The 16,551-nt window shown below is 63.9% G+C and carries 14 protein-coding genes and 1 tRNA gene; 11 read left to right on the forward strand and 4 right to left on the reverse strand.

Features of this window, described 5'->3' with window-relative positions; translation table 11 throughout:
• Positions 1–48 precede the first annotated feature (48 nt).
• From K9B33_RS15065 to K9B33_RS15085, 5 genes are read left to right on the forward strand one after another with little or no spacing between them, the layout of a single operon-like run.
• Positions 49–801, forward strand: coding sequence for a class I SAM-dependent methyltransferase (locus K9B33_RS15065; RefSeq protein WP_224549901.1), 753 nt, complete (start codon positions 49–51; stop codon positions 799–801).
• Positions 798–2,099, forward strand: coding sequence for a hypothetical protein (locus K9B33_RS15070; protein ID WP_224549902.1), 1,302 nt, complete (start codon positions 798–800; stop codon positions 2,097–2,099). The genes K9B33_RS15065 and K9B33_RS15070 overlap by 4 nt, the downstream gene beginning before the upstream one ends.
• On the forward strand, positions 2,096–3,259 hold the full coding sequence (locus K9B33_RS15075) for a glycosyltransferase family 4 protein (RefSeq protein WP_224549903.1): 1,164 nt from the start codon (positions 2,096–2,098) through the stop codon (positions 3,257–3,259). Before K9B33_RS15070 ends, K9B33_RS15075 begins: the two co-directional genes overlap by 4 nt.
• On the forward strand, positions 3,256–4,002 hold the full coding sequence (locus K9B33_RS15080) for an FkbM family methyltransferase (protein ID WP_224549904.1): 747 nt from the start codon (positions 3,256–3,258) through the stop codon (positions 4,000–4,002). Before K9B33_RS15075 ends, K9B33_RS15080 begins: the two co-directional genes overlap by 4 nt.
• A gap of 2 nt (positions 4,003–4,004) precedes the next feature.
• Complete coding sequence (locus K9B33_RS15085) at positions 4,005–5,747, forward strand: MFS transporter (RefSeq protein ID WP_224549906.1); 1,743 nt, start codon at positions 4,005–4,007, stop codon at positions 5,745–5,747.
• Between the two features lie 3 nt (positions 5,748–5,750).
• Here the strand turns inward: K9B33_RS15085 and K9B33_RS15090 are convergent, their stop codons facing one another.
• The 3 genes from K9B33_RS15090 to K9B33_RS15100 all read right to left on the reverse strand — a co-directional run bounded on the left by K9B33_RS15090 (position 5,751) and on the right by K9B33_RS15100 (position 7,707).
• Positions 5,751–6,779 (reverse strand): FecR family protein, encoded by a 1,029-nt coding sequence (locus K9B33_RS15090; protein ID WP_411974027.1) that lies wholly within the window; start codon positions 6,777–6,779, stop codon positions 5,751–5,753.
• Entirely contained in the window at positions 6,697–7,302 is a 606-nt protein-coding gene (locus K9B33_RS15095) for a sigma-70 family RNA polymerase sigma factor (protein ID WP_224549909.1), read from the reverse strand. Before K9B33_RS15095 ends, K9B33_RS15090 begins: the two co-directional genes overlap by 83 nt.
• 207 nt (positions 7,303–7,509) lie before the next feature.
• Complete coding sequence (locus tag K9B33_RS15100) at positions 7,510–7,707, reverse strand: hypothetical protein (protein WP_224549910.1); 198 nt, start codon at positions 7,705–7,707, stop codon at positions 7,510–7,512.
• 125 nt (positions 7,708–7,832) lie between these two features.
• Between K9B33_RS15100 and K9B33_RS15105 the strand changes: the two genes are divergently transcribed.
• The 6 genes from K9B33_RS15105 to K9B33_RS15130 all read left to right on the forward strand — a co-directional run bounded on the left by K9B33_RS15105 (position 7,833) and on the right by K9B33_RS15130 (position 15,695).
• A tRNA-Leu gene (locus K9B33_RS15105) sits at positions 7,833–7,917 on the forward strand.
• Between the two features lie 59 nt (positions 7,918–7,976).
• Positions 7,977–9,584, forward strand: coding sequence for a trigger factor (tig, locus tag K9B33_RS15110; RefSeq protein WP_224549911.1), 1,608 nt, complete (start codon positions 7,977–7,979; stop codon positions 9,582–9,584).
• Positions 9,585–9,721: 137 nt separating this feature from the next.
• Complete coding sequence (locus K9B33_RS15115; protein WP_224549935.1) at positions 9,722–10,711, forward strand: glycosyltransferase family 2 protein; 990 nt, start codon at positions 9,722–9,724, stop codon at positions 10,709–10,711.
• Positions 10,712–10,788: 77 nt separating this feature from the next.
• Complete coding sequence (gene clpP, locus K9B33_RS15120; RefSeq protein WP_129926099.1) at positions 10,789–11,424, forward strand: ATP-dependent Clp endopeptidase proteolytic subunit ClpP; 636 nt, start codon at positions 10,789–10,791, stop codon at positions 11,422–11,424.
• Positions 11,425–11,564: 140 nt separating this feature from the next.
• Positions 11,565–12,833: an ATP-dependent Clp protease ATP-binding subunit ClpX gene (gene clpX, locus K9B33_RS15125; protein WP_066601934.1), complete on the forward strand. Its 1,269-nt coding sequence runs from the start codon at positions 11,565–11,567 to the stop codon at positions 12,831–12,833.
• A gap of 369 nt (positions 12,834–13,202) precedes the next feature.
• Entirely contained in the window at positions 13,203–15,695 is a 2,493-nt protein-coding gene (locus K9B33_RS15130) for a TonB-dependent receptor (protein ID WP_224549912.1), read from the forward strand.
• Between the two features lie 130 nt (positions 15,696–15,825).
• On the opposite strand, the gene mtgA is transcribed toward K9B33_RS15130, so the two are convergent.
• On the reverse strand, positions 15,826–16,521 hold the full coding sequence (gene mtgA, locus K9B33_RS15135; RefSeq protein WP_224549913.1) for a monofunctional biosynthetic peptidoglycan transglycosylase: 696 nt from the start codon (positions 16,519–16,521) through the stop codon (positions 15,826–15,828).
• Between the last annotated feature and the right edge of the window lie 30 nt (positions 16,522–16,551).

Genomic DNA, 16,551 nt, shown 5'->3' on the forward strand with positions numbered 1-16,551 from the left:
CGCTTATAGTATAGCGCGGCCTTTCCCCATGACGGCGCGGAGCGATCGGTGATTACTGTCCAGCGGGTGGCCAAAGCCGCCGGCAAGCATCTGACGAAGACGGCGCTGCAACTGCGCAAGGCGCTGGGGGCGCGCGCGACGCGCAGTTGCCCGGCCTGCGGCGCGGCCGTGGTCGGCTTCTTCCGGTATGGCGACAATGGGCAGTGGGGGTGCCCGGAATGCGGCGCATCCCCCCGCGAGCGGCTGATGAACTGGCTGATCCAGCAAGGCGCGCTCAAGGTGCCGACGGACGGCGCGATCCTGCACATGGCGCCCAATGAAGCCAGTCTGGTGCGGCGCTTCTCGGCTGCTGCCGACTACACCCCCGCCGATCTCGACCCGTCGCGCTATGGCGTCGCCAACATGACCCGCGTCGACTTGATGGACCTGTCCGACAGCGATCGCTACGATCTGTTCTACGCCAGCCATGTGATGGAGCATGTGCCTGATGACATGGCTGTGCTGCATAACATCCACCGGGCGTTGAAGCCCGGCGGCGAAGCCTGGCTGATCGTGCCATTATGGGACAAGCCGACCGAGGACGGCAGCTTCGACATCCCGCCGCGCGAACGCGAACGGCGCTTTGGCCAATGGGATCATGTCCGCCAGTACGGCCCCGATTTCGCCGACCGCATCCGCGCCGCCGGTTTCGATCTGGAAGAAATCGACGCCGCGACGATCGACGTCGCCACGCGCCATTTCCACGGCCTGGACGACCGTCTGTTCCGCGCGCGCAAGCCGGGCGGAGAGTCCGCACGGTGAGCCGCCTCGCGCGGCTGGAAGGGTCAGCCCGCTTCCTGGCGCTGGTGAAGCTCGCCAATGTCGGGCTGGTGCTGATCTGGGGCTTCGCCGTCACCTTCGTCTTCGTGCGCGTCCTGCCGATCGCGGAGTTCCAGGCGTTCCTGCTGCTCGTCGCCTTCGGCAATTTCACCATCTCGGCCGAATTCGGCCTCACCAGCATCATCTATGCGCGTCTCCGCCGCCATTGGCTCGGCGGCGGCGTGGGCGGCGACGATGGCGGCTTCCGGCTGGAGGAGATGGGCGTTCTTTTCCTCTTCCTCGGCCTGCTGGTCGCGGGCGCCAGCCTGATCCTGCTTGCGGCGTTGGCGGGGGGATGGCTGGCGACGGGCCTGCCGCTGCTCTTCTTCCTCTTCTTCCTCTCGGCCTGCCTTAACCTGCCGGCCCTGCTCGCCAAGCGGGCGTTGGCGGCGGTGGACGGCAATTTTCTGTGGGAAGGGCTGGATTGCGCACGGCGCATGGTGACGATCGGGCTGTTGCTGGCGATGCTGGCGGGCATGGACCCGCGCCTGTCAGTAGCGCTGCAACTGGTCGTCAGCATCCTCGTGATCGCCTACGCCATCGGCCATGTCCATCGACGCCTGGACATGAACCGCCGGCACTGGCTCGCCTTCCGCGTCGGCGGCGGCCATGTCCGTGCCCATTATCTGCGTGACATCGGCGCATCGGCCGCCTTTACCGTGTCCGACATCGTCGCCTACAACGCGCCCTATTTCACCATCGCGCTGGCGACCAGCGACCCCCGGCCGATGCTCGTCTTCGACTTCTTCTTCAAGATGTCGCGGTCGCTGTCCATGCTGGTCCGCGCGACGGTGGAGGCCGCGCTGCCGCGCATCACCCGCGCCTATCATGCCGGCGACCGCGTCCGCCTGCGCCAGTTGCTCGGCCGTGCGCTCGGCGCGGCGATGGTCTTCGCGTTCGGCCTGTCCGCCGTGCTGCTGCTCGCGGGCGATCGCCTGTTCGCGATCCTGTTCGACGGCCGCGCAACGATCGACCGGGCGGACATCACCCTCATCATCCTCGCGTTGTTCGCGCTGACCCTGCTCTGCGTCTCGGTCTATGTGCAGGCGGCGCTCGGGCGGTTCGGCGCCTTGCTCGCCCGCTCGCTCCCGTTTCTTGCCGGATCGCTGGCCAGCGCGCCGCTGGCGCTGCTGCTCTGGCCGGACCGCTTCGATCTCGCCTTCCTCGGCCTCTATGCGCTCACCCTGCTGACTGTGGCCGGGCTGCACCTCGTCTCGCTGCGCAGGCTGGTGCGCGCATGAAGATCGCGATGCTCGATCCCTCGCTCTTCACCGGGCGCTATGACGACAGCCTGTGCGCGGCGCTGGCGGGGGAGGGTGCCGACGTCACCCTGCTCGGCCGCCCGATGCGTTCCACCGACGCGATCATGCCGCAGGGCTATATGTACAAGCCGCATTTCTTCCCCCGCAGCGAAGCCTTGCGCGCGCGGCAGGGCGAAGGCCCCGCCTTTCGCATCGCCAAGGCGGCGGAATATGGCGTCGCCTGCGCGCTGGGCGACATCCGTCCCCTGACCCAGGCCGCCATCGTCCATGTCCAGTGGCTCCCGCTCGCCCCCGCCGACGCGCTGCTGCTCAACCGCCTCAAGGGCCGCACGGCACTGGTTCATACCGTCCACAACGCCGATGCCTATCATGCCGATGCCGGCGTGCAGGGACGCGGCTATCGCACGCTGCTCGACCGGTTCGACGCGCTCATCGTGCATGGCGACACCACCCGCGCCGCGCTGTTGGGGCAGGGCATCGATCCCGCCCGCATCCATGTCACCCCACACCCGCCGATGCGCCTCGCTCCCGCCACCTCCGCCGACCTTGCCGCCATCCCCGCGCCCTCGGTCCCGCGCCTGCTCTTCTTCGGCACGATCCGTCCCTATAAGGGCGTCGATATCCTCGTCGACGCCTGTCTCCAGCTCTGGCGCGCCGGCCATGTCTTCGAACTGGCGCTGGCGGGCAAGCCCTTCATGGACGTCGCCCCCTTGCTCGATGCGGTGACACAGGCGGGATTCGCCGACCGCCTCGTCACCGATTTCGGCTTCCTCACCGAATCCCGGCTCGACGCCCATATGGTCCGCGCCGACATGATCGCCTTCCCCTACCGTCATATCGATTCGAGCGGCGCCTTCCTCTCCGCGCTCCACCATGGCAAGGCGATGGTGACGTCGGACGCCGGCATGTTCGGCCAGTTGCCCGAAGGCGTCGCCGTCCGATCCGAAGCGGGAAATGCGCCGGCGCTGGCCCAAGCCCTCTTGCCGCTGATCGAAAGCGCGGCCATCAGGCAAAGCCATGGCGCACGGGCGCGCGACTACGGGAATGAGATGGGAAGCTGGAAAGACATGGCCGTTGCGACGATCGGCATCTATCGCACCATTTTGGCTGCGCGCTCAGGGCTGGCCGCGCGCGCATGAACCGCTATCTGCGCGAACTGGGCGATCGCGCCCTGGCCCTGCGCCTCGCCGCGGCCGGGCGGGTCCATCAATATCCCGAAATCCAGGCCTTGAAGCGCTTCCTGTCGGCCTTCGCGGTCGACTGCCTGTTCGACGTCGGCGCCAATCGCGGCCAATATGCAACCATGGCGCGCAAGGATGCGAGCTATAAGGGCCTGATCCTGTCGTTCGAACCGAACCCGGACGTCTTCGCCGAACTGCAAAAACAGGCTGCGTCCGACCGTAACTGGCATGTCTTCAATATCGCGCTGTCCGATTTCGACGGCACGGCCAGCTTCAACATCATGGCCGCCGACCAGTTCAGCTCGCTCAAAAAACCCTCGGACGGGCAGGACGCGATCTTCGCCGAACGCAACAGGGTGACCAAGACGGTGGAGATGCAGTGCCGCCGCCTCGACACGCTGCTACCCGAACTGATCGCGCAGCACGGCTTCGCGCGCCCCTTCCTGAAAATGGATACGCAGGGCCACGACCTCTCTGTCTGCGAAGGCGCGGGCGATGCCCTGACCACGATGCTGGGCGTTCAGACCGAACTGGGCGTGCGGCCCATCTATGAAGGCGGCGCCGGCTATCGCGCGATGATCGACTGGCTGGAGGCGCGCGGCTTCGTCCCTTCCGCCTTCTTCGCCAATAATAAGGGCCATTTCCCACGGCTGGTCGAAATGGACGGCATTTTCGTCAACCGGACCCTGGTTCAGGCCTGACCATGGGGCAGGGGAGCCGCATCGTCAGCGCGCGCCGCCTGTTTCTGGCGGGCGCGATCGGGCTGGCGCTCTGGCTGGGCGCGACCTTCCTGTGGCACGTCACCTATCGGCAGGGGATCAGCCTGGCCGTCATCCTGCTGCTGGACCAGGATTTTCCCGCGCTGCTCGGATCGCTGCTGTTGCTGGCCCTGGCCGCGCCCTGGGCGGAGGGGAAGGGGATCGCGCTCCCCCGGCCCACCGCCCGGATCGTCGTGCCGCTGATCGTCCTGCTCGGCATGGCGGCGTGGGCCGGCCATTATGCGCTGTTTCAGGATTATGCGATCAGCCGGGACGAGGAAGTCGCCCGCTTCGCCGCCGCCTATATGCGCGAAGGACTGTTCGCCCGGCCGATCCCGGTCGAATGGGAGCCCTATCGCCGGGCGATCATGCCCGAATTCTTCTCCCCCTTCGGCGCGGCGGATTATTGGACGGCGGCCTATCTGCCGGTGAACAGCGCGATCCAGGCGCTGTTCTGGCAGTTGGGCGATCCCAACCTGGCCGGTCCGGCGCTGCTGATGGCGGGCCTGTTCGCGCTGTGGCGGGTGGCGCTGCACCTGATGCCCGATCGCCCGGACGCGGTCTGGGTCACGGTGCTGCTCGGTTTCTCGTCCAGCCAGCTCTGGGTCACGGCGATGACCCCCTATGCCATGACCGGGCATTTCGCGCTCAACATGGTCTGGCTGGCGCTTGTGCTGCGCGGCGGCGTGGTCGGCCACATCACCGCGGGCCTCGTCGCGCTGATCGCGGCCGGGCTGCACCAATGGCATTTCCCGCCGATCTTCATCGCGCCCTTCATCCTGTGGATGCTGCTCGCCCGCCGCTGGACGGTCGCAGCCTTCCACGCGCTGACCTTGGTGGCGATCGTCGTCATCTGGGCGAAACTCTGGCCCGGCTTCCTGATGCACGCATTGGGCGCCCCCGCCGACGTCCGCCCCTCCGCCGGGGTCGCAGACAAGGTCGGCAGCCTGTTCCAGCGGCTGGGCGATCGCTGGCAACCACTCGTCAACCTGACCCGTTACGTCGCCTGGAACAACATATTGATGGTCCCCCTGGCCATGCTCGGCATCGCCGCCATGCGCTGGCGCGCGATGATCCGGGGGCAGGAAATCGCGCTGCCGCTGGCGCTGGGATGCCTCGCCGGCAGCCTGCTGGCGCTGGCGCAGGGCTATGGCTGGGGCTTTCGCTATGCCCATGGCTTCATCGGCCCCTTCTGCCTGCTCGCGGGTCTTGGCTGGGCGCGCTTCCGGCCGCAGAGCGCGTTGCGGCCTTTGCTGATCGGCCTCGTCATCACCGGCCTCGCCAGCAGCTTCCTCGTATGGCGCACCCATGTCTTCGTCGAACCCTATGCGGCCAGCCACCGGCTGATCGATTCGAGCGAGGCCGATGTCGTTCTGGTCGATCCCCGCGGCGGCCTTTACGTCACGGATCTGGTGCGGGGGCGCAACGGCGTGCCGGGCAAGCCGATGGTGATGAACCTGGGCATGCTCACGCTGGAGCAGGTGGACATGTTGTGCCAATCCTATGTCGTCGAACTGTTCGACCGCGCCGAATTTCGCCCCCTGGGCGTGCCGCTCGCCCGCTGGAACCTCGGCCGGATGGATGCGCTGCGCGTGCATATGAAGGAGGAAGGCTGCGATCGCCCGGTCCAGCCGCCGCTCCCCGAAACATTCGAAGACGCCCTGAACGCCGCCGACAACGCGATGTAAGGCCTACAGCGCCGCGCTATTGTCCGCCGGCGCCGGGTCTTCATCGCGATAGAGCAGCATCACCGATCCGTCCTCGCCATGGACGGCGCGGATCGGCAGGCTCAGTTGCAGCGCCGACAGGAACTCCCGGCTGTCGCTGGTGCGGAACCGTCCGCCGATCCGCAGCGATGACACGCGCGTATCGCCGATCAATATGGGTGCGGCGCGATAGCGGTTGAACTCGCCCGTCGCCTGCTCGATCGTCTCGCCGTCCAGTTCGACCATTTGTTCGCGCCAGGCGGTGCGCTGATCGATCAGCTTGGGGCCGAGATGCGTCAGCGCGATCGTGCGCGGCTGGATCACCGCGCCGCTCCCGGCCGGCACCTTCTGCGCCGTGCCGCCGCCCGAATGCACCGTCACCGTACCCTGCGTCACCGTCAGTTCGACGATGGACGGACGCATCCGCACGTTGAAGGCCGTGCCGACCGCGCGAATCACCGCGGACCGGGCTTCGACATCGAACGGGCGTTTGCGGTCATGGGCGACGTCGAACGACGCCTCGCCCTTGATGATACGCACCTTGCGTCCGTTCGATGTGAAGCGGACCTCGGCTTCGCTGTCGCTGTTGAGGTGAAGGGTGGACCCATCGTCCAGCGCGATGTCGCGATATTCGCCGATGCCGGTCTGATAGCGATCCATGCCGCTGAAGGTCCGGACCGTGACGATGGCGGCGACCAGGAAGAACAGGACCGCGACGGCGGCTGCGATCATGATGTTGCGCGACAGGCGGCGCTGCTGTTCCTCGCTGACGATCGCGGCGAGCGGGGGCAGGGTGATGTCGGCAGCGGCGCTCTTCAGCCGCTCGGCGGCCCCCCATGCCGCTTCGGCGCGGGCGAAGGCAACGGCGTGGCGCGGATCGCTTTCGATCCAGGCGCAAATCTCGGCTTCGTCCTCCGATGTGGGGGCGTTATTAAGCCTGGCCAGCAGGCGCGCGGCTTGCGCCTCCATCGCGTCCCTGCCGCCGTTGCTCGAACCTGGTTCCGACGCCTGCACGCTCGAAGTCCGTTTCCTCACGTTCCGCCCAGGCCCGCATAACTATCGCGATGGCTTTGGCCAGATGTTTTTCAACAGTAGAAACGGACAGGGACATCTCCTCCGCTATTTCCAGCATCGATTTTTCGTGGATGCGGCGAAGAATGAAGACGCGGCGGCATTGGGTAGGCAGCGACTCGACGATCGCCTCGACCTGGCGCAGCGCTTCGCGGGCGTGGAGCTGCGCTTCGATATTATTCTCGCCGCCCAGCAGTTCGAGGTCGGCGATGGTCTCGAAGCTGACGACCTTGTTGCGCCGGGCGGTGTCGATGACGAGATTGCGGGCGATGGTGAACAGATAGGCGCGCCCTGTCGTCACATTCTCCCAATTTTCCGTGGCATAGGCGCGGGTCATGACCTCGGCGACCATGTCTTCCAGTTCATGGGTGGAGGGCAGGATCCTGCGGAGGCGGCCACGAAGGGCGGCTTCCTGAGGCAGGATCACCGTCTTGAACCATTCCAGTTTAGCGCGAACCCGTTGCACGACGACCCCCTGTTTTTTCAGCCGGGCCTCTCCGCTTTTCTTTTCTATGTCATATTTCAATCATGGATGCAGGGGGCTGTCCAGACGCCGGATCGTCATAATCCGGACGATCGACCAAAAAAGTTCCGGCCATGGCAAATTAATTGTGGATATGTGGCCGCGAGCGCACACTTATGTCCCGCGGCGCCTTGCCGGCAACGCCGCCGCTCAATCGGGCGGTGGCGGCAGCTCCGTCGGCGCGCTGTCCGGCTGGTCATAGTCGGGGCCGACCGGGGTGATCTCATCCGGCTCGGTCATCGGCGTTTCCTCCGGCGTGACGGGGGCCGGCATCTCGTCGGGGGACTGGGGGTCGATGCGGTCGGGTGGCGGAACGCCATCGGGTCCGGTATCGGGGCGGGTGGCCATCGCTGTCTCTCCTGTGTAACGCATGACCCCTACGTTCGGGCAGCATCGGCGGTTCCGCGCAGGCGTTCCACTATAGCTTGCCTCTTCTCGCGCTTTTCTCTATGCCGCGCCGACCGGCGACCGATGCGGGCGTGGCGAAACTGGTAGACGCGCCAGATTTAGGTTCTGGTATCGCAAGATGTGGGGGTTCGAGTCCCTTCGCCCGCACCAGGATGCCGACCGCGGCAGCGCCACCGAAATTCAGCTGAAGAAAGCGTTTGAGAGAAGAGATGCAGACTGTCGAGACGTTGAACGAGGGCCTTAAGCGCGCCTACACCGTAACCATCACGTCGAAGGATATCGACGCCCGTGTCGACAAGGAAGTGAAGGCGATCGCACCGCAGGTGCGGATGCCCGGCTTCCGCGCCGGCAAGGTGCCTGCGAACCTCGTCAAGAAGATGCATGGTGAATCGCTGCAGCGTGACGCCCTCAACAATTCGATCCAGGAAAGCATCCAGAAGCTGATCGCCGATCAGAAGCTGCGTCCTGCCATGCAGCCGTCGGTCGAACTCGACGAAGGCTTCGAATTCGGCAAGGATGCCGAGATCAAGGTCGCGCTGGAAGTGCTGCCCGATATCGCGGCGCCCAGCGTCGAAGGTCTGAAGCTGGAGCGCCTGACCGTCGAAGTCGCCGATGCGCAGATCGATGAGGCCGCCGGCCGCATCGCGACCCAGCAGGGTGCGCTCGAAGAACATGCCGCCAGCCACAAGGCGAAGGACGGCGACACGCTCAAGATCGATTTCGTCGGCAAGGTCGACGGCGAAGCGTTCGAAGGCGGTTCGGCCGAGGGCGTCAATCTCAAGATCGGCGCGGGCCAGTTCATCCCCGGCTTCGAAGAGCAGCTCACCGGCGTCAAGAAGGGCGAAGAAAAGACCATCGAGGTCACCTTCCCGGAAGATTATGGCGCAGAGCATCTGGCCGGCAAGGCCGCGACCTTCGACATCACCGTCCAGGCGATCCTGAACGGCGACAAGCCCAAGCTGGACGACGAGTTCGCCAAGTCGCTGGGCCTGGAAGGCCTCGACAAGCTCAAGGAACTGCTCAAGGGGCAGATCGAGCAGGAACATAACGGCCTGACCCGCACCCATATGAAGCGCAAGCTGCTCGACCAGCTCGCCGCTGCCCATGATTTCGACGTGCCGCCCAGCATGGTGGAAGCCGAATTCAACCAGATCTGGCAGCAGCTTCAGCATGAAGCCACCCATGAGGAAGATCCGGCCGCCGCGATCGCCGAAATGGAAGCAGAAAAGGAAGACTATCGCGCGATCGCCGTGCGCCGCGTCCGCCTGGGCCTGCTCCTCTCGGAAATCGGTCAGGCCAATGGCGTCATCGTCAACGACCAGGAAATGAACCGCCTCATCATGCAGGCCGCGCAACAGTACGGCCCGCAGGACCGGGAGCGTTTCGTGCAATATGTCCGTCAGGATCCGATGGCCGCCGCCCAGCTTCGCGCGCCGCTCTATGAGGACAAGGTCGTCGACTTCCTGTTCGACAAGGCCGAAGTGACCGACCGCGCCGTCAGCCGCGAGGAACTGGAAGCCGCGATCGAAGCCGAGGATGGCGACGTCAAGCCGCACGTCCACGGCCCGAACTGCGGCCACGACCATCACGACGAAAAGCCGAAGGCCAAGAAGGCTGCGACCAAGAAGGCCGCTGAACCGGCCGCCGACGCCGAAGCGGTAGCCGAGGAAGCCCCCGCCAAGCCGAAGAAGGCTGCCGCCAAGAAGGCCGCTCCTGCCGAAGCAGAGGCCGAAGCGCCCGCCGCTGAGGAAGCGGCCGCCGAGGAGAAGCCCAAGAAAAAGGCCGCTCCCAAGAAGGCTGCCGCCAAGGCCGAATAAGCCTGTCGACCCGATAGAATGCGCGCCCGCCTTCCCTGGGAAGTGCGGGCGCTTTTCATTTCGGGGCCGGCATGGCAGACGAAATATTAAGGATGATGTCCGATGCAGGCGACATGGGACAGGGGCAGATGGCGACGATGAAGGAATATCCCCCAGTGAATGGCGCGGTGAACGGCGACACGGCCATGGCGACCCCGCGCGTCGCCGTGATCCTGCCCTGCTATAATGAAGCCGGCGCGATCGTGCAGACGGTGGAGGACTTCCACCGCGCGCTGCCCGCCGCCGACATCTATGTCTTCGACAATAACAGCAGTGACGGCAGCCGCGAACTGGCGGCCGGGGCGGGGGCGATCGTCCGCCGCGTCGGCCAGCAGGGCAAGGGCCATGTCGTGCGCCGCATGTTCGCCGACGTGGACGCCGACATCTATATCATGGCCGATGGCGATGCGACCTATGAGGCCGCCGCCGCCCCGGCAATGATCGCCGCCATGCTGGCGGACAATCTCGACATGGTGGTCGGCTGTCGCCGCGAAGAGGCCGACGCCGCCTATCGTCGCGGCCACCGTTTCGGCAACTGGGCGCTGACCAGCCTGCTCAAGCAGCTTTTCGGTCGCAGTTTCACCGACATTCTGTCGGGCTATCGCGTCTTTTCCCGTCGCTTCGTCAAGAGCTTCCCGGTCCTGTCGGCAGGGTTCGAGATCGAGACGGAAATCAGCGTCCATGCGCTCGAACTCGCCATGCCGGTCGCCGAAGTGATGACCGCCTATGGCGCCCGTCCCGAAGGATCGGTCAGCAAGCTCAGCACTTATCGCGACGGCTTCCGCATCCTGCGCACCATCATCACCCTCTACCGGATCGAGCGGCCGGTCCTCTTTTTCGGCATCATCGCGGCCTTCCTGGCGGCGCTGGGCCTGGGTCTCGCCGCCCCGCTGATCCTCACCTATCTCCATACCGGCCTCGTCCCCCGTTTCCCGACCGCGATCCTGGTGACCGGCCTCATGATTCTGGCGACCCTGTCGGCCATGTGCGGCCTCATCCTCGACACGGTAGTACGTGGCCGCCGGGAAGTGCGGCGGCTGGCCTATCTCGCTTTCCGCGCGCCGTCCGACTTCGCCCGGCGCGACTGACGCCAAGACCCCCTTGAACCATTCGCCTTTTGTGCCGATGTAGGGGCTGGGCAAAAGCACCTGACTGAAAGAGTATAATGACCAACATCATGCATGATCCCATGGCCGCGCTGGTCCCCATCGTCATCGAACAGTCGAACCGCGGCGAGCGCAGCTTCGACATCTATTCGCGGCTTCTGCGTGAGCGGATCATCTTCGTCACCGGCCAGGTCGAGGATCATATGGCCTCGCTGATCGTCGCCCAGCTCCTGTTCCTCGAATCGGAAAATCCGAAAAAGGACATCTGGATGTACATCAACTCGCCCGGCGGCGTGGTGACGGCCGGCATGGCGATCCACGACACGATGAAATATATCCGTCCCCAGGTCGGCACCGTCTGCATCGGCCAGGCCGCTTCAATGGGCAGCTTCCTGCTCGCCGCGGGCGAACCGGGCAAGCGCATCGCGCTGGGCAATGCGCGCATCATGGTCCATCAGCCGTCCGGCGGCGCGCAGGGCATGGCGTCGGATATCGAGATCCAGGCCAAGGAAATCCTGCGGATTCGCCGTCGCCTGAACGATCTCTATGTCAAATATACCGGCCAGACGCTGGAAGCGGTGGAAAAGGCCATGGATCGCGACACTTTCCTCGAAGCGGACGAGGCGAAGGCCTTCGGTCTGGTCGACGAGGTGTTCGACCGCCGCCCTGCCGCGCCGGAATCTGCCGACGCTTAAAGACTATCTTTACCGGGTCGCGCCACTTTCTTCCCTTGTGGAACGCGCGCGGCCCGGTCTAATATGGCCTTTGGACCAGAAAATCCCTCACCGAACGCGGTTCTGGTGACTGTAGACCGGGGGGGAAGAGAGAATGGCGAATGACTAAGCTTACCGGTTCGGATTCGAAAAGCACGCTTTACTGCTCCTTCTGCGGCAAGTCGCAGCATGAGGTGCGTAAGCTGATCGCGGGACCGACCGTGTTCATCTGCGACGAATGCGTGGAACTGTGCAACGACATCATCCGCGAGGAGACCAAGGGCGGTCTCGTCGGGCGGAAGGATGGCGGCGTACCGACCCCGCAGGAAATCTGCGATGTGCTCGACGATTATGTGATCGGCCAGAAGCGCGCCAAGCGCGTCCTCTCGGTCGCTGTCCACAATCATTACAAGCGCCTGAACCACGGATCGAAGCCGGGCGAGGTCGAACTGGCCAAGTCGAACATCCTGCTCGTCGGTCCGACCGGCTGCGGCAAGACGCTGCTTGCGCAGACGCTGGCCAAGACGTTCGACGTACCCTTCACCATGGCCGACGCGACCACGCTGACCGAAGCCGGCTATGTCGGCGAGGATGTGGAGAACATCATCCTAAAGCTGCTCCAGGCGTCGGATTACAACGTCGAAAAGGCGCAGCGCGGCATCGTCTATATCGACGAGATCGACAAGATCAGCCGCAAGGCGGAGAATCCCTCCATCACCCGCGACGTGTCGGGCGAAGGCGTGCAGCAGGCGCTGCTCAAGCTGATGGAAGGCACCACCGCCTCCGTCCCGCCGCAGGGTGGCCGCAAGCATCCGCAGCAGGAGTTCCTGCAGGTCGACACGACCAACATCCTGTTCATCTGTGGCGGCGCCTTTGCGGGCCTGGAAAAGATCATCGGCGACCGTCTGGAAGCCAAGTCGATCGGCTTCGGCGCCTATGTCGCCGCGCCCGAAGAGCGCAAGACCGGCGAACTGCTCAAGTCGAGCGAACCGGAAGATCTGCTCAAATTCGGCCTGATCCCCGAATTTGTCGGTCGTTTGCCCGTCATCGCGACGCTGGAGGATCTCGACGTCTCGGCGCTGGTGAAAATCCTGGGCGAACCGAAGAATGCGCTGGTCAAGCAATATGGCAAGCTGTTCGATATGGAGAATGTCGAGCTGAGCTTCACCGATGACGCATTGGTGGCGATCGCGAAGAAGGCGATCGAGCGCAAGACCGGCGCGCGCGGCCTGCGTTCGATCCTCGAAGCGATCCTGCTCGACACCATGTTCGACCTGCCCTCGATGGAGGGCGTCGGTGAAGTGGTGGTCGACAAGGATGTCGTGGCGGGCACCAAGGAGCCGATTCGCGTGTTTAGCGAGAAGGAAAAGCGGGCCGAAGACGCGGCCTGATCCACACCCTTTTTTACCCGTTTTTTAAGGGGCCGGCGCGCAATCGCCGGCCCTTTTTCGTTACGCCAGCGTGCGCTGCACAAAAATTCTTGCTGCGTTGCAAAATTGCACCACCGTCAAACTACTGTGTGCCATCGGAATTTTGTCACTAAACTTCAATAATTTATGACCAAATGGCGGGGGTCCCAAAGCGCAGGCGAAAGGGGCAGGGGAGGAATGTGACAGTCCTGTTGGTGCATTGTAACAAAATTGCAATCGACGCATCACAGGGCCGTCGTCAGCAGCCGCCAAGAGCGGCGCCGGCTTGAAAGAGCAGACTATTTGCAGGGGTGCGGCGACGCGCCACTCTTGAAAAGGGACAAGGGTCACATGAAGACATTTCTGATGGGCAGCGCCGCGATCATCGCCGTCGCCGCCCCCTCCGCCGCCTTCGCGCAGTCCACGGGTTCGATCGATTTCGAAAATGAGATCGTCGTGACCGGCGCCAAGACCGATTCCGGTATTTCGGGTGTGATCGTGCCGGACACCAGCCGCGCCAAGGCGGTGTTGGGTTCCGAATTCATTCAGGCCCAGACGCCTGGCCAGACGATCAACGAAGTCATCAACCAGTTGCCCGGCGTCAGCTTCCAGAATAATGATCCCTTCGGCTCGGCTGGCGGTACGCTGACGATCCGCGGTTTTGACGATCAGCGTATCTCGCAGACCTTCGACGGCCTGCCGCTGAACGACACCGGTGGCTATGCGCTTTATTCCAACCAGCAGCTTGATCCGGAGATCATCGACCAAGTGAACGTCAACCTCGGTTCTACCGATGTCGACAGCCCGACTGCGGCCGCCACCGGCTCCACCGTCAACTATCGCTCGATCACGCCTAGTGAAGATTTCAGCGCTAAGATGGTCGCCTCGGTCGGCGATTTCGAATTTTTCCGCCTGTTCGGCCTGGTCCAGACCGGCAGCTTCACCAAATGGGGAACGCGCGCGTTCCTGTCGGCCAGCCGCGCGACCAACAACGCCATTTATGGCGGCATCGGGGAAATCGACAAGCAGCAGTATAACGCCAAAATCTATCAGCCGATCGGCAGCAACGGTGACTTCATCTCGCTCGCTGGCCATTACAACGAAAACCGCAACAATTTCTTTGGATCGGTGCCGCTGCGTGTCGATGGCGGCCGGACCGTGGGCAGCGCCAGCGGCACGGGCCGTTTCCCGCTGACAAAGGACGAGCGCTTCTATGAAACCGCCCGTTGCACCATCGCCGATGGCGTGGCCGGCGTCGCCGATGCGGCCAGCAGTTGCGGTTCAGACTTCGAATATCGCTACAACCCGTCGAACACCGGCAACATCCGCATCAATTCGCGCTTCACCCTGTCGGATGGCCTGATCCTGACCGTCGATCCGAGCTATCAGTATACCAAGGCCAATGGCGGCGGCACCAGCATTGCATCGGAAGGTCTGACCTCCGCCTCCTCTGGCCTGGCTGGTGTCACCGGCTTCGTCCAGGGCTCGTCCAGCGCTCCGCAATATTTCTTCGGCCGCGATCTCAATGGCGACGGCGATATGCTGGACACTATCCGCGTCCATTCGCCCAGCCAGACCCAGACCAACCGCTACGGCCTGATTGCCTCGCTGCGCTATGATCTGGATGCCAACAACACCGTTCGCGTGGCTTACAGCTATGATCGCGGTCGTCATCGCCAGACCGGCGAAGCGGGCTATCTGACCGACAATGGGTTTGGCGCCGATCCGTTCCCTGTCGACGACGCGCTCGTCGATGCCAGCGGCGCAGTGCTGCAGAAGCGTAATCGCCTGTCCTATGCCATCCTGCATCAGGTGTCGGGTGAATATCGCGGTAAGTTCATGGATGCTCTGACCGTCACCGTCGGTCTGCGCGCGCCCTTCTTCAAGCGCGATCTGAACAATTATTGCGCCACGGCGACCGCGTCGGGCAACCTGCGTTGCTTCGATCCGGGTTCGGCGACGGAAGCTGCCTATGCGGCCGCCAATCCGACCATCCAGGGGCCGCAGCGTCGCGTGTTCAAATATGACAAGCTGCTTCCCAGCGCAGGCTTCGTCTTCAACGCGACCGACGCGTTCGACCTGTTCGGCAATTATTCGAAGGGTTTGCAGGTTCCCGGCACGGACAACCTGTATCAGTCCTTCTTCTACGCCGCGAGCGACGATCGGGCCAATCCGCAGCCTGAGACCACCGATAATTTCGACCTCGGCGTGCGCTATCGTTCGCCCACGCTGCAGGCGCAACTGTCGGGCTGGTACACCATCTACAGCGATCGCCTCGCATCGGCCTATGATCGTGATCTCGACACGACCATCTATCGGAACCTCGGCCGCGTTGACAAATATGGCGTTGACGGCAGCATCACCTATCAGCCGATCCCGGAATTCATGATTTACGCCTTCGGGTCCTATCTGAAGTCGAAGATCAAGGACGATGTCGAACTGTCTGCCACCACCGTTGCCCAGACCTCCGGCAAGCGCGAATCGGGCGCTCCGGTCTACACGCTGGGCGGTCGTATGCAGGGTGAGATCGAGGGCTTCCGTCTGGGCATCCAGGCTAAGCGCACCGGTCCGCGCTACATCAATGACCAGAATCTGCCGGTCATCGTGTCGGGTGCGCAAATCTATGGCGCGAAGGCTCCTGCCTACACGCTGGTCGATATCGACGCGCGCTACTCGCTGGAGAAGTTCGGTGCCCCCGGCGTCGCTCTTCAGCTCAATGTGACCAACGTCTTCGACAAGCTCTATGTCGGCGGCTTCGACGGCACGCTGTCCAACAGCAGCGTGACCTTCGCTCAGATCGGTGCGCCCCGTACCTTCATCGGTTCAGTCGTGGTCGGCTTCTAAGCCGCAACCACTCGTTTAAAAAAAAAGGGGGGCGCGGAGAAATCCGTGCCCCCTTTTTGTTGGAGACAGATAGGATATCCGGGCCTAGCGCCGACTTCTCACATGTCACATGCAAGAAGTTCGGGAAATTTCAGCGCAGGCAGCTATCCAGCCCGTCCCGCTGCACCACGCCGATCCGCGCTGCGATCGTATTGCCGTAGCGCCGCGTAAAGCCGCTCGGCGCCACCGCCGCCCGCTTCTTGGGCAGCGGCAGCACGGCGGCGATGCGGCCGGCCTCCGCCTTGCTCAGCTTGCCCGCGCCATGGTGGAAATAACGGATCGCGCCGGCCTGTACCCCATAGGTGCCGATCCCCGTCTCCGCGACGTTCAGATAGACCTCCATGATCCGGCGCTTGCCCCACATCGCCTCGATCAGCACCGTGAACCAGGCTTCCAGCCCTTTGCGCACGAAGCCGCCGCCCTGCCACAGGAAGACATTCTTGGCGGTCTGCTGGCTGATGGTCGATCCGCCGCGGATACGGCCGCCGCTGGCATTATGGATCGCCGCCTTGGCGATCGCATCGACGTCGAAGCCGTGATGGCTGCAGAACTTCCCATCTTCCCCCGCGATCGCCGCCCGCGCCATATCCGGATCGATCGCTTCCAGCGACGTCCAGTCCTTGGTGATGCCATTGGGGTCGAACAACATCGTCAGCGTCACCGGCGGCGGCACGAAGCGATAGATCGCCACCATCAACAGCGACAGGGCGATGAAGCCGAACAGGATCTTGATGGGGATCATGATCCAGCGGGAACGGCGGCGATGCGATACGGTTGGTGCGGTCATGCCGCCTGTCGTAGCGCGGTCCGCTTCCCC

This window comes from Sphingobium sp. 3R8 (assembly GCF_020166615.1).
GTDB lineage: Bacteria > Pseudomonadota > Alphaproteobacteria > Sphingomonadales > Sphingomonadaceae > Sphingobium > Sphingobium bisphenolicum.

Coding starts and splice junctions, on each gene's coding strand:
- tig (WP_224549911.1), top strand. CDS start 7,977: ATGCAGACTGTCGAGACGTTGAACGAGGGCCTTAAGCGCGCCTACACC.
- K9B33_RS15085 (WP_224549906.1), top strand. CDS start 4,005: ATGGGGCAGGGGAGCCGCATCGTCAGCGCGCGCCGCCTGTTTCTGGCG.
- K9B33_RS15100 (WP_224549910.1), bottom strand. CDS start 7,707: ATGGCCACCCGCCCCGATACCGGACCCGATGGCGTTCCGCCACCCGAC.
- K9B33_RS15080 (WP_224549904.1), top strand. CDS start 3,256: ATGAACCGCTATCTGCGCGAACTGGGCGATCGCGCCCTGGCCCTGCGC.
- mtgA (WP_224549913.1), bottom strand. CDS start 16,521: ATGACCGCACCAACCGTATCGCATCGCCGCCGTTCCCGCTGGATCATG.
- clpX (WP_066601934.1), top strand. CDS start 11,565: ATGACTAAGCTTACCGGTTCGGATTCGAAAAGCACGCTTTACTGCTCC.
- clpP (WP_129926099.1), top strand. CDS start 10,789: ATGACCAACATCATGCATGATCCCATGGCCGCGCTGGTCCCCATCGTC.
- K9B33_RS15075 (WP_224549903.1), top strand. CDS start 2,096: ATGAAGATCGCGATGCTCGATCCCTCGCTCTTCACCGGGCGCTATGAC.
- K9B33_RS15115 (WP_224549935.1), top strand. CDS start 9,722: ATGAAGGAATATCCCCCAGTGAATGGCGCGGTGAACGGCGACACGGCC.
- K9B33_RS15130 (WP_224549912.1), top strand. CDS start 13,203: ATGAAGACATTTCTGATGGGCAGCGCCGCGATCATCGCCGTCGCCGCC.